Below are 13564 nucleotides of genomic sequence, written 5' to 3'. Positions count from 1 at the left end.
TGAACACTGCTGGTCATGATCTGTCCCTTTCGTGCTTGTGATAGGAAGGTGACAAGTAGACAAGTAGACAAGTAAATAAGTAGACAAGTAAATAAGTAGACAAGTAAATAAGTAGACAAGTAGACAAGTAAATAAGTAGACAAGTTAGCCGCCCTTGTTTCCTTGTTTCCTTGTTTCCCTGTTTCCTTGGCCCTTATTCCCCTTTCAGACGGTTGCCGGGGTTGATGGCACCATGGGTTTCAGATCCGGCGTCGCGAAGTAGTCGGTGGCCGACTCCTGCATCAGCACAAAAAAGGTGTAGAGGCCGATGGCGGAGCCTACCGGAAAATTGGCCAGGCTCAGGAAACCAACGATCATTGCCAGAATGCGGGCCCAGGCTTTGCGGCGAAGCAAACCGTAACCAGCGACGATTCCCGGCATCCCAAGTACGATCATCAATGCACCAGCTACCAGGCCAACAACCGACAGAATGCGGAAAGCTTCCGGATCACCGGATGCCGCGCCGATTCCGGCCATGAACATCAGGGCAGCGATGCCAAACAGCACCAGAAATGCACTGCTGATCATGTAGAGCCATCCAAGGATGCGCACATGCTGGTGAATCTCTCGTTCATTCAACTGCTTCATGGTTTTCCTCCTAACCTGGACAAGCCAGAGGAACGCTGATTTACGCAGACCTCCGGCGCAGATCATCGCTGATCTTTTCTTGATTGATCTGCGATCACCCTTCGACTTCGCTCAGATACGTCTGCATTCATCTGCGTCATACTTCGGCTACGCTCAGCACAGGTCTGCGGTTCATTCGGGTCTGCGGTACATCCTTGTCAGGTTCATGGCTAATTGTCTTGCCCAGTGCGCAAGAATCTAATGCCGTTCGAAGATATACTCGACGACGCCGAGACCATACTGAAGGAAAGGGTTGCCGTCGTTATCCATCTTTAATTCCAGTGGCATTCCTGCTGCCGGGGGAGTTGTTGTCAGATAGCTCACCTCTCCGTCCTCATCCCGGCGAGCGCGCACGGTCATCTGAACCTCGCCGACATCCATAATCAGGTCATCATCCTGCCAGCGCAACTCAGCCTCGCCCAGTTCGTTGTTCCAGTAGACACCCAGGTAAGGTTCAATCCTGCCCGTATCAATCTCAGGTAACAGGCTATGCATCAGATCGCTTCGCCCCTTGTTGATCATATCGATGTAGAAGTCCAGATGTTCGTCGTCGCCCTCCTGGCCGAACAAGAGCTCCAACAGGCGGTAGCGGATCGCCGAATTCAACAGCGAGTTCTGCTCATTGGTCAGAATGCTGATTCCTATCCCATGCTCTGGAAGGAAGGCCAGTTCCGAGCTGTAGCCAAAGGTGTTGCCCGCATGGCTGATCACCGGAATACCCTTCCAGTCCTCGATCAACCAACCCAGCCCGTAGCTCAGATCGGACGTTATGTCCACTTGCGGCGTCCAGGTGACCGCCAGGTTTTCAGCCGAAACCACGGCGCTGCCATCGGGAGTTACCCCCTGGCTCAGTTCGGTGGCTGCGTAACGTGCCATATCCAGGACATTCGACCAGGCTGCGCCGGCCGGGGCGACTGGTATCAGGATTTCCTCGGCATCCAGGGGCAATTCTATGAGTTTTCCCAGGATAGTTTTTCCGTAAGGCGTTGCGTAATCCCTCCCTGCTGCCACCTCGTCAAACGAAAAGGTCGTGTCGGGCATATCGATTGCATCGAAAACGCGTGCCTCCATCAGCTCGATGTAACCATCCTGAAGATCACCATACGGCGTGCCCGAAGCCAGTGCAGCCAGATAGCCGGCCGCGGCAACCATCTGATTGCTGTATTGAAATGCTTCGCCGAATTCGGTGAAAAACTCGAAGTCTGCCAGCGATTCGACAATATCTTCGGCTGTGAGATGATCGGCGTTGAATATCCACTCCAGATCACGCCGTGGCACGCCTGAACAGGCACATACCATGTTGCGCATGGTAATCTCATCAGTGATCCCGGGATCGGCTACACGGAAAGTCGGAAGAATCTCCGTTACAGGTGTGGCCCAATCGAAAACACCTTCATCCACCAGTTGGGCCATCAGCATCGTCGTCATCGATTTCGTCGTCGACCCAATCATCATCTGCGTCGCGGCCGTCATGGGCTCTTCCGTGACCATATCGCGAACGCCAAAGCCGTTGGCGTAAATCACCTCGCCGTTCTCGACTATGGCGACCGCAGCACCGGGTGTATCCAGTCGCTCCATGTATCGTTCAATGTCGGTTTCCAACGTCTCGATCAGGCTATCATCCAGGGCATGGAGCTCAACTTCGCTCAGATCGGTCGGTTCCAGGGCAGTTATGTCGTACCCGGTGCTGATGGTCGCCAACTGGGAGGCTCGTTTCTGTAACCCCTCCAGGCTGGCAGTGAACATCTCAAGATAGGCCACACCCTCATGCAGCCAGCCGCCGCCGGCTACGATCAGCTCGTCATCCTCTGTATCGTAAATCAACGTAATCGCTCGTTCTGCGCCATTGGCGACAGGCTCCTCGATCAACTCATCCACAGCAAGGTCAAAACCAGGATCGATCAGGGCCCAGCCATCAGCAATGCCTTGCTCCAAGTCCTGGGCAGGGACGCTCAATACATATACCTCCAGCTCGCCATCGGGGCTTGCCAGAACGGTATGGGTTTCCCTCTGCTCAATCGTCCAGTTGGTCGGCACGGGCACACTGAACAGACCACTTGGATCCGCGTAAGTGGTGCCCTTCTGTTCCTCAACAGTCAAATCAGGTTTAGCCGGAGATGGCAGGCTCTGTTCAGGAACTGAAGCCTGGGGCATGAAAGCTTCGATGGCTGGCACGAACAGGGTCTCGTACAAGGTTTCCCTCTCCTCCGGCCGAGACTGCAACAGCACGAATCGGGTTTTGCCGTCGTCGTTCTCCATGGCGGCAATGTCGATCCCAACGCCGCTCACTTCTTCCACGTAGAGCGACCAATTGACGCCGTTGGCTTCCAGTTTGGCTACCTGCTCGATCGGGCTATCCAGCTGAAGTCGGGCGCGGATCAACTGCTCGAAATCCACCAGGGTCATGTCCAGCTGGTCATACACAAGTGCGGTCGGATCCAACGATGAGTCCCGCCGGAGATAAGCACCAGGCCCCACCTTTTCCCAATCACCGGGTGCGACACCCTGAAAGCCATCTTCCTTAAATGGTGTCAGGTTCAGCGGCTCCGACCCGTCCCTCGGAAGGTCAAACACAACCCCCGGCATTTCGTCGATACAACTCGCGTCCGGCTCCGCCGACGGATCGTTCATAAAATCGAGAGAAAGCTGGCGTGCGCAGCGGCTGGCAACAATCACATTGTGTCCGATTCCCGGAAACTCGTAGACGTAGTTGTTTTTCAGGTGTTCAGCCACCTCCTGCGCGTATTCCAAGGGCGTGACCGGGTCCAGCGCCCCTTCCAGGATCAGTACAGGAACATGGCTGGCCACCGGCAACTTGACGCTCGGATCAGCCTCCGGCACCGGCCACGCTTCGCATATCCCGAAAAAGCTATACTCGACGATATCCTCTGGATCAGCCATACCTGCCAGCGGCCCGGGCATCTGCGCCCTGATCGCCAGATATTGCTCTGGCGTGACGCCAATCAGATCCTCGGCGCACATAGTCGAAAACATGACGCCGCGGCTGAGCATGTCAAAGAGCAGCATCTTTTTACTGGAGAGACGGTTCATCAATTCATAGTCGCCGCCGGCAACATCGTAGATAGCCTGAGGCAGCGCCGGAATGATGTCCGTCACATACAGGAAGGTCACCAGGTTTCCAAAAACGCCATCCCCGGTCAGCCATGCATCATGCACGCTACCGTCCGAGGGGTCAGTCAAGGCGACCTTGACCGGTTCGGCGTTAAGCTGCTCAACAGTGTCGAACAGAACCTGTTTCAGATCGGGATAGGCGGCATTACAAGCATCGTCGGTCTCACACTGCTCCAGAAGGCGAAGTGTGGCGTTGACAGCTGTCGTGGGCACATGAACAAAAAAGCTTCTTTCGGTGGGCAGTGCGGCACCGATGACGACGCTGCGAATGTGGTCGGGGTGATCCCGCAACACAGCCTGAGCCAGCAGGGACCCGTACGATCCACCGTAGAGATTGATCTCTTCATAACCCAACGCCTTGCGGATATCCTCCACGTCGGCAGCATTCTCGGTGGTGTTATAAGCAGCCAGGTTGACTCCTTCGGCTACCATCCGATCCCGGCAAGCCAAAAAGGAGTCGTAGATCGTTCGCAGCCCGGTCTCAGGATCCAATTCGTCCAGGTTGTCGTAGAGCCCTTCGATAAACTCGGGACACTCCAGAGCGGGCCTGGATTCGCCCACCCCGCGTTGGTCGAAGACCACGACGTCCCGGTTCTCTCGGAACTCGCCCAGGAGGATCAAGACGTTGGCCGCACTGCGTATGGTCTTTTCGCCCGGACCACCGTGCAGAAGCACCAGGGGATCAGGCTCCGGATTGTCGCTGCTGCTCTTGAAGATGGCGACCGCCAGTTGAACGGTGGAATCTTCCGGGCGACTGCGCTGCTCCGGCACCGTCACATAACCGCAGATCACCGTCTCACCTTCAAGCTCGTCGGGAGGCAAGGAGAAGAGGCATGGTGCCTGCTCGAAGAATGGCTCATAAGCAACAGTTTCAAGGGTCGATTCCGCTTCAGGCTTCATTTCGGTCAGTATGATCGGACTGGTACAACTGACCAGCACAACCATGGGCAGAATCAGCAGTAATGGCCAAAACCTTTTCATAATTTCTCTTCCTCGCTGCTACTTTGTAGCCTCAACTGGATAGGTGCGGACGAAGCGCACCAGCGTCAACAAGCCGCCCAAGACCATTACGCCACCGAGAATCATCAGGCCGGTGGGAAAGCCGAACCCGATCCCTTGCCCCAAACCGAAGATGGCCAGGGCAAGAACGGCAAAAGAAACATAGCGTGGCAAGCTGCCGAAATGGGCCACCAGACTGAACCCGGTGGCAAACGCCAGAGCGGCCGCAAGCATCCCGTAGGTGCGCAGCCCGGTTGTCAGCCAGGCCGGTATCTCACCGGCGCCAACCCCGCCGGTGATCAGAATAGCCAGTCCCAGGGCTGTGAAACCAACTGCCAGGACGATCAACATCAAGTTTCGGGACCTTCGACTTCGATCGGGCCCTGTGTTCAGTTGCTCCTGCCTCGGGGCTGTGACAGACCGTTTTGCCGATTGGTAGGCGGGCAGCATGCTGGCCGGAACGATTCCGACCAGGAAGATCAGGTTGGCCTGCATCAGCAGCCCAGCGGCCAGCAACATGAGCCCAAGATAGCTGTCCAGCAGTCCATCCCGATGATCAAACATGTAGGCATTTGATTTCAGATCTGTCGAAGCGACATGGTCGAGCACGAAAACACTCCTTTCCAGGGAATCAAGACAATTGGTTTCTGCCGTGGTAGCGTTGTCGAGCGCCGCCAGGGGAACAACTTTCTACTGTTTCTCCAGAGTGATATTTCCCGAAGGGGTTCGGACATAGATGCGAGCCGCTTTTCCACTGCCGATGGTGCCCTTCACCGACTGATGACCTCGCTGTCCGGTGATGTCGTAGCCCATTTCGACCTTGCCGCTGCCGGTTTGCACATCGACCATCGCGTTCAAAGCGGCAGGTAACGCCAACCGGACCGACCCGCTGCCTGTCTCAAAGCGGCAATCGCCCATGGGGTCTCCACGATAGTCGATATTGCCGCTGCTGCTGCTCAATCTAACCTGGCCACTGACACCGGTCGCTTCCACACGGCCCGATTCCGTGTGGGCATTGATGCTGCCGCTTAGCCGTTGGAGTCGGATGTGTCCCGAACCACTTGTTGCCTGAACGTCGCCTCTGCTGCCGCTCACCATTACCGCACCAGAGCTTGATTCCGCCACCACATCACCCTGTGACCCTCCAACAGTTACTGCTCCCGAGTCACTACGAACCCACACGTCGCCATGCCGCCCGTTGGCCGTCACACTACCAGATCCCGTCCGAAGGTTCAGATCAACACCGGGTGGTGTCGTAATGACGAAGTCTACACCGACATCACGCAAGCCCGCTGGACGTACCGTTTCAATCAGGACACGACCATCCCGTGGCACGATCTTGATATCGATTTTCTCCAGGTCTTCCTGCTTTGCAGCCACCTTCGTGGCGATGATCTGTATCGTATCGATATCGGCAACCTCTACCAAAACCTGGCCCGCGAAGGTATCCAGTTCCAGGCTTGCCGGTTCACGGTACTCGACATCCTGTTTGACAGTTTCCCGTTTCATCGTAGCAATTGAGTTGGACCAACCCTGAACGGTGCGGTCAGAAGCGCTCATAACCAGGAAACCAGCGCCCGTCACCACCGCGATGGCAATGAGTATCCAAATTATTACAACCGAAACGATGACTATGGTTCCTGGAATTCTCCAGTTCAACACTTCATTCACCATACGCGAGATCACTTTCATCATATCAGGTCTTAACGCTTGGATCAGGACCCGCAGCACCCGTCAACCTGACAATCACCCTCTGATGCTGCCTCTCCGGCAGTGAGGGACGCCATGCCCTGCGTCCCTCACCGCCACTGAAGGAGAAACACTCAAACGCGCATTGTTGTGGTTACCCTAGCGCGCCTGTTGCAGAGAAGAAGAACCTGGTTGTTGCGCCGCGCCGGCGCCCTTCAATCGCTGCCCCGCTGCCACCAGTATGGTGCCAATGGCTACCGCGACGCGGCAGAATTGTCGGCCTGCCCAGCCACGCTGGTCGATGCCGGCCGCCTTGCAGATACAATCCATGTCCGCCTTGCGCAGGCAGTCCTTCAATCGTTCCTGTCTTACCAATTCATGGGTACCAGTTGTTGGGAATAACACGTTTCCGCACCTCCACCTGCTTGAACATGAGTTTTGTCGAAAGAAGATTTCCGTCAGCCTAAGTCCTGTCGTGGGTTTTCGTTGTTCATGTTCCATACCTCGCTCTGAGAGAATTCGTGCTTCCACTGTTCTTCAATGAACCCATTTCGGCGACTACTTCGAAAAGTCGTTCCGACGGTTGAGTCTTGTTCGCCGTTCATCGTCCGCCAAAAGAATTCTCATTCGGCACTGCTCACCGATGAAATCTCAATTTACGTTCAGTATACATGGGGAGACAGCCGGTGTCATCGGGCTGGTGGGGAATTCCTGACTTGGCCAGGTGGCTAGTATTTTTGGACAAAAAGAGCACGGGCGGGGACCAAGCCGGCCTCTCCCAGCCCGTGCCACCAACGGCAAGTGTTTGGAAAAAACCAGCGACTTGCCATCGGTTTTACTTTTGCCCTGCGGCGGCGCAATGGCCAGCCATTAACGCCACCGCGTCGGGCGACACAGCAGTTGGCGGTTTAGAAACTCACGCCCTTACCTTCGATCTGCAGCTTGCAGTCGCCAGACATCCGATCACACTGCTCCACCCGGATGTAGTAGATGCCTGGACTATTGAAGCTGCCCGTCCAGAACTGGTCGCCCTCTTCATAGTCGTTAGCGGCACCACGGCCGATGGGGTCGACATCCTCTCCAAGCGCGTAGAGGCGCACCTGCTCCGGCGTCCAGACACTGAATGTTGCAGCGTCGTCGGGAGCCGAATCCAGCAGCACCTTCACGACCGAGTCATCGCCATCATATCGAAACTCGACCCAATGCTCAGCGCCGGCATCCATGCACATCCAATCGCTCGGCGCCTCAACATCCCGCACCTCGACCATCTTCGCAGCCGCCGGTGCAGCCACCGGTGCGGCTTGCTCGGCCACTTCCTTCTCAAAACTGACACCCTTGCCGCTCACGCTGAGCGCATAGTACCCGGGCCCATCGTGATTGCCAGTATGCTCCACCACGACATAGTACCGGCCCGGAGTCTTGAAACTGCCGGTCCAGAAGAGGTCGCCAGATTCGTAGTCATTGGCAGTGCCACAACCGCATTGCGAAAGGTCCTCACCTTTCATCCATTCCGACAGGGAGTGCGGTGTGACCACCTTGAACAGTACCCCATCGTCTGGTTTGGCATCCATCGAGACGGCAATTGCACCTTCTTCGCCGTCGTAGTCGAACGCATACCAGTGCAACTCACCGGCATCAAGATCCATCCAGGTTCCCTCTGGCGCGAAAGCATCATCGGCACCGGTGCCTTCACCGGTTGCCACCACAGTGGCTGGTACGATTAGCAAAGCCAGGATCAACCCGACGGTCAACACAACAGATCGCTTTCCTAACATCGAAATACCTCCCTTACTGCTACTCTGAAGCTTGTCTCTCTGGAGATTGCCCTCCTCAATTTTTTCTCAGCACTGGCCGGCATGCTGAGTTCAAACCTTCAACCAGGTAATTGGGATAAACGACTTCTGGCCGGCACTCACTGAATGTCTTGCGGCAGCCCTCCTCCTGGCTTTTTGGGATATTCATTTCCAAGTCTAACACAAAACGCCACCCTGCACATCGGCTGGGTGGCGCATCTGGTTACTAGCCAGGTGGCTAATTGTAGGTTCTTCTCAACGGACCAGTTTGTGCTCCATGGCAACCGCCACCGCTTCCGCCCGGTTCGACACCTCCAGCTTGGAGAGAATATTGCTTACGTGGGCCTTGGCGGTGGCTCGGCTGATTACCAGACATTCTGCGATCTCGGGGTTGCTCTTGCCCGTCACCAGAAGAGCCAGCACCTCTCGTTCCCTCCCGGTCAGATCCTGGCCAATCTGGAGTTCATCCTGGACCAGCACCAGCGCCTGAATGGCTTCCGGTGCCAGGGTTGAACGCCCGGCATGGGCACTGCGAATGGCTGCCGCCAGATCGTCCACCGAGACGTTTTTCAGCAGATAACCGATTGCTCCAGCCTGAAGGGCATCCCGCACCAGATCCTTGTCCTCGAAACTGGTCAGCGCGATCACTTGCACCTCGGGGCAGTCGTCACGGATCAGTCGTGTCGCCTCGGCGCCGGTCATGCGAGGCATGACCAGATCCATCAGGATCACATCCGGCCTGGACCGCTGGCAAACAAGCAATGCCTCCTCGCCATTTCGGGCTTCACCAACCAATTCCAGGTCAGGCTTGGCCCGCAAAAAGGCTGCCAGCCCACGGCGCACCATATCATGATCGTCGACCAGCATCACTTTAATCGTTTCAGCCTTGTCCATTGTTGACATCTCCGTAATCTTCCGGGACTGTTGTGCCTGCCAGCGCACCATCGGGCGAAGAACCAGAATCCCCCTCAGTGGGTGACCCTCGCCATGTCACGGTGACACGGGACCCCTCCCCGGGCGCAGTTTCGATGCTCAGGTCCGCACCGATCGCCTCAGCCCGTTCCTGAATGATACCCAGGCCCAGCCGGCCCTGCGGGATCGCCTCCGGATCGAAGCCAATCCCATCGTCGCTAATCTGCAACTTGATCCGGCAAAATTGTTCATCGCCCTGGCCGTTGCCCGATCCGGTCATGCATTTCAGTTGAACCGTGACATGACCTGCTCTGGAGTGTTTGACCACATTGTTGAGTGCCTCCTGAGCGATTCGGTAGAGCGCTATATGCACATCATGCTCCAGCCTGCAGTCCTTGTCAGCCTGAACATCGACTGGCATCCCGGTTCGCCCCGTGACGGCGTCGGCAAGTTGGTTCATGAGGTCGGCCAGATCGGCATCGGCCAGAACCGCTGGGCGAAGCTCAAGCAGCAGTGTTCGCATCTCTGCCAGCGCGCCCCGGTTGAGCTGGCTCAGTTCCCGAAGCAAGGTTTCCCCTTCCTGCCGGTCACTCTCCCAGGTAGTCGGCAGCACCTCAGAAAGCAAGGTTGCAGAGAAGAGAGACTGCGTCACTGCATCGTGCAGGTCGCGAGCCAGGCGGCTCCTCTCTTCAACCACAGCCGCCTTCTGCGCCTGCTCGTAGAGCTGGGTATTCTCAATCGCGGCGCCCGCCTGATGGGCCAATGCCTGAAGCACCGTCAGATCTATATCATCAAAGGCATTCAAGCAGCGACTCTGCACGTCGAGCACACCGATCACCTTTCCTTTGACGATCATCGGTACGGTCAGTTCCGAGCGGGTTTCGCTGCCCTGCATCAACACATAGCGCGGTTCCTCTCGCACATCAGGCACAGAGAGCGGCTTGCCTGTTGCCGCGACCCAGCCGGTTACCCCCTCACTGCCCACCTTCAATTGAGCTGGTTCAAAGTCAAACCCGGCGTCGTCCCAGAGATCGCCGGCGCCGTAGCGATAGATGACCTGGTCTCCCTCGACCAGCCCGATGCCCACATGATAATACCCGAAGGTATCCTCGATCAAACGAGCGGTTCGTTGCAGGATTTCCTCGACCGACATTATGGCGGTGATCTGGCTGCCAACTTCGCTGATGACCTGGAACTGCTCAGCCCGGCGCTGCTCCGCGTCGAACATCCTGGCGTTCTCGATCGCCTGGGCAGCCCGTTGGGCAAGGGCCGAAAAGGTACGCTTTTCGTTTTCGCCGAAGGCGTGCAGCTTAGTATAGCTGACGTTGAATACGCCAAAGACCTCGTTGTTCACAGTGATCGGCAGATGCATGAAGGAGCGGATACCTTCCGCCAGGACGATTGCAACCGTTTCAGGGCTTTCCCCTGCCAGCCACTCATTGTTGGTTGCATCGCGAACTGCGACAGCCTCCCCTGTCCTCGCCACGTGACCGGCGACCCCCTTGCCCGGCTCAAAGACCAGTTGTCCGACAACTTCTGGGGAGAAACCCCGCTCGACACGCGCCACCAGTTTTTCTCTGCTCTCACCCCAACCAAGCACGACGCTCTTATCGGCCTGGAGGGAGTCTACCGCAATATTGACCAATGACTGGAGAACGTCGTCCAGTTGCAGATGGCTGTACAGTTCCTCGTCAGCCCGGTAGAGAGCGTCCAGCTCCTGATTTCGTTCCTGAATTTCGTAGGTGCGGAAGGCGACCTCCGATTCCAATTCATGGCTGCGGTCTTCGATGCTGCGAACCCGCAACCGGTATGCCAGGAACGCTGATGCGACCAGCAATCCAAGTGCCAATCCCTGGAACCAGCGCGTCTGCCAGAAGGGTGGCACAACGCTAATAGCCAATGAAGCTCCCTCATCGTTCCAAACGCCATCGCTGTTGCTGGCCTTCACCCGCAACAGGTAGTCGCCGCCCGGCAGATTCGTGTAGCGGCCAAAGCGCCGGTCGCCGACGTAGTTCCAATCGGAATCGAAACCATCCAGGAAGTAGGCATACTGGTTGCGCTCCGGTTGGCTGAAATTCAATGCCGCATACTCAAACTCCAGATCATTGCTGGGCCAGCGTAACGTGATTTTCTCCAGACCGTCCGAAGCCTTGCCTTCCGATATATCGCTGCCATTCTGCTTCAGTGAAGTCAAAACGACCGGCGGCACGTAGGGATTGGCCGGAATATGCCCGGGATATACAACATTCAGACCGTCGATCCCGCCAAAATAGAGTGGACCGCTCTCACTCTTGGCGTACCCAAGGTTGAACTCGTAGCCCTGCAACCCGTCGTTCTGCGTGAAGTTTCTCGAAGCGCCGGTACGGGGATTGAACCTGGCCAATCCTCTCTGGGTGCTCAACCAGAGATAGCCAGCGTCATCCTCCAGGATTCCCATGATGGAATCATCGGGCAGACCATCCTTCTGAGTGAAGACCTCAAACGTGCCGGTGTCGGGATCAAAACGGTTTAATCCGGCGTCAGTACCTACCCACGTATCACCGCTTGAATCGATGGTCACCGCCAGCGTGGCATCGCTGCTCAGACTGCCCGGTTGACCGGGATCCTCCCGGTAGTTTGTGAACTCTCCCGTCCCGCGATCGAAACGGTTGAGCCCACCATCCATGGTAGCAAGCCAGAATATCCCGCCAGCATCCTCTGTCAACTGAATGATCCGATTGCCACTCAGCCGGTTGGGCACATTGGGAACGGTCCAATAGTGAAAGAACTCGGCGTCGGGCGATGCCATTTCCGGTTGCTCCAGGCGATCAAGCCCAGCGCCAAAAGCGGCAATCCAAAGCGTTCCGTTTTCATCCTGGAACAGCAGCCTGGTGATGTCGCTGCCCAGGCTCGTGGGATCAAGAGGATCGGGCCGGAAGGTGGTACATTGTTCAGTCTCGACATCGAAGCGGCAAAGCCCTCCCTCCCAGGTGCCCACCCAGATATTGCCGGCGCGATCCTCCAGAAAAGAGGTGACGTAGTCGCTATTGAGGCTGGTTGGATCATCGCGATCGTGCCGGTAGGTGCGCCACATCCCCGTCTCCAGGTCGTGAACACTCATCCCTCCCCCCTCGGTGCCAATCCACAACAAGCCCCGGCTGTCCTCCAGCAGGGCAATAACCGGATTCGGACTGAGACCGTCAGCGACGGCAGGATCGTGGCGTATGTGCAAAAACTTCCGTTTGAGGCGATCATATTTGTTCACGCCCCCGCCCCAGGTACCTACCCAGAGCACGCCCGGTTGGCTCTCGGCGAGACTCAGAATGTAGTTGGAGCTCAGGCTTTCTTCCGTGCCCGGATCTGACCGATGAGCGATGAGTTCGCCCGAATGCGGGTCCAGTTGGTAGAGACCACCCCCCACAGAGCCAATCCACAGGACACCCTGGCTGTCCACATAGGTTTCTGCAACGTTATTGTAGGTTAAACCTTCCACATCCCGAGGATTGAGCAGGTGCTGGGAAAATTGATAGGTGGTTGGGTCAAAGCGGAAAAAGCCGCCGCCGCCGGTGCCGATCCAGAGCATGCCTTCCTGGTCTTCGGCGATGGATTGAACAACATTGTGTTCCCAACGCGGCGCTTCCAGGTTTGGCCGGTGATATTTGAAGCGCTCAGCTTCCGGTGGCCAGGCATAAAGGCCTCGCCGTGCGCCGATCCAGAGGACCCCGGAATTGTCTTCGAAAATGGCATAGACGGGCGAGTCCCCCAATCCCCCTGGGTTATTCGGGCTGCGCTGATGAGAGTGAAAATTGCCCGTCTCGCGATCGAAGTGAAAGAGACCATTTCCCGCACCAACCCACAGGAACCCGGCCCGATCCTCGAACAGGGCATTGACAGGAGTCGGCACTTGATCACCATCGTCGTCGGGCAGTGTGAAGCGTGTGAACCGCCCTTCGTCACGATCGAATCGATCAAGGCCGGCGGAGGTACCGATCCACAGAACCCCCTCCAGATCTTCAACAATCGACAATACGTCGTCTGCACCGATGCTGCCCGGGTCGTCAGGATCATGCACAAAGGTCTTGAACTGGTAGCCATCATACTGATTCAGGCCCCTGGCAGTTCCGAACCACATGAAACCCCGGCTATCTTCCAGCACCGCCGTCACGGTGCTGCTGCTTAGCCCCTCGTCCAACGAGATATGCTCGAATTCTACCGGTTGGTTGGGAATAGAAATAGGGTCATTGGTGCCTGATGCCTGCGGGGGTTGTGGTGAAGCAGAAACCGGGCGCGTGCCCAGCAGTGCCTGCCCCAGGAGAATCAAGAGCAGCACCGCCAAGAATCGGCGCATCAAAGCGCCGGGAGAGGGAGCTGCCATCGATGCCATGTTGCCCCCA

At 56.8% G+C, this 13564-nt stretch carries 8 protein-coding genes; all 8 read right to left on the bottom strand.

The window, feature by feature from the left end; genetic code table 11:
- Positions 1-204: 204 nt before the first annotated feature.
- The 8 genes from U9R25_14960 to U9R25_14925 all read right to left on the bottom strand — a co-directional run bounded on the left by U9R25_14960 (position 205) and on the right by U9R25_14925 (position 13554).
- Entirely contained in the window at positions 205-627 is a 423-nt protein-coding gene (locus U9R25_14960) for a hypothetical protein (protein MEA3337204.1), read from the bottom strand.
- A gap of 237 nt (positions 628-864) precedes the next feature.
- Positions 865-4779, bottom strand: coding sequence for an alpha/beta fold hydrolase (locus tag U9R25_14955; protein MEA3337203.1), 3915 nt, complete (start codon positions 4777-4779; stop codon positions 865-867).
- 18 nt (positions 4780-4797) lie between these two features.
- On the bottom strand, positions 4798-5406 hold the full coding sequence (locus U9R25_14950) for a hypothetical protein (GenBank protein ID MEA3337202.1): 609 nt from the start codon (positions 5404-5406) through the stop codon (positions 4798-4800).
- An 81-nt stretch (positions 5407-5487) separates the two neighbouring features.
- Positions 5488-6459, bottom strand: a complete 972-nt coding sequence (locus tag U9R25_14945) for a DUF4097 family beta strand repeat-containing protein (protein MEA3337201.1) — start codon at positions 6457-6459, stop codon at positions 5488-5490.
- 186 nt (positions 6460-6645) lie between these two features.
- Complete coding sequence (locus U9R25_14940; protein ID MEA3337200.1) at positions 6646-6891, bottom strand: hypothetical protein; 246 nt, start codon at positions 6889-6891, stop codon at positions 6646-6648.
- A gap of 503 nt (positions 6892-7394) precedes the next feature.
- On the bottom strand, positions 7395-8261 hold the full coding sequence (locus U9R25_14935; GenBank protein MEA3337199.1) for a hypothetical protein: 867 nt from the start codon (positions 8259-8261) through the stop codon (positions 7395-7397).
- A gap of 273 nt (positions 8262-8534) precedes the next feature.
- A complete protein-coding gene (locus U9R25_14930) occupies positions 8535-9173 on the bottom strand; it encodes a response regulator transcription factor (GenBank protein MEA3337198.1) in 639 nt (212 codons plus the stop codon).
- Positions 9160-13554 (bottom strand): two-component regulator propeller domain-containing protein, encoded by a 4395-nt coding sequence (locus U9R25_14925; protein MEA3337197.1) that lies wholly within the window; start codon positions 13552-13554, stop codon positions 9160-9162. The genes U9R25_14930 and U9R25_14925 overlap by 14 nt, the downstream gene beginning before the upstream one ends.
- Positions 13555-13564: the final 10 nt, after the last annotated feature.

The sequence above is a fragment of the Chloroflexota bacterium genome, assembly GCA_034717495.1.
Lineage (GTDB): Bacteria > Chloroflexota > Anaerolineae > JAAEKA01 > JAAEKA01 > JAYELL01.
Note: the sequence above shows the minus strand (reverse complement) of the source record. Positions and strands in the feature narration are given on the sequence as shown.

Excerpts from the sequence above, each read along its gene's own strand:
- U9R25_14955 (MEA3337203.1), bottom strand. The coding sequence starts at position 4,779 with ATGAAAAGGTTTTGGCCATTACTGCTGATTCTGCCCATGGTTGTGCTG.
- U9R25_14960 (MEA3337204.1), bottom strand. The coding sequence starts at position 627 with ATGAAGCAGTTGAATGAACGAGAGATTCACCAGCATGTGCGCATCCTT.
- U9R25_14930 (MEA3337198.1), bottom strand. The coding sequence starts at position 9,173 with ATGGACAAGGCTGAAACGATTAAAGTGATGCTGGTCGACGATCATGAT.
- U9R25_14925 (MEA3337197.1), bottom strand. The coding sequence starts at position 13,554 with ATGGCATCGATGGCAGCTCCCTCTCCCGGCGCTTTGATGCGCCGATTC.
- U9R25_14935 (MEA3337199.1), bottom strand. The coding sequence starts at position 8,261 with ATGTTAGGAAAGCGATCTGTTGTGTTGACCGTCGGGTTGATCCTGGCT.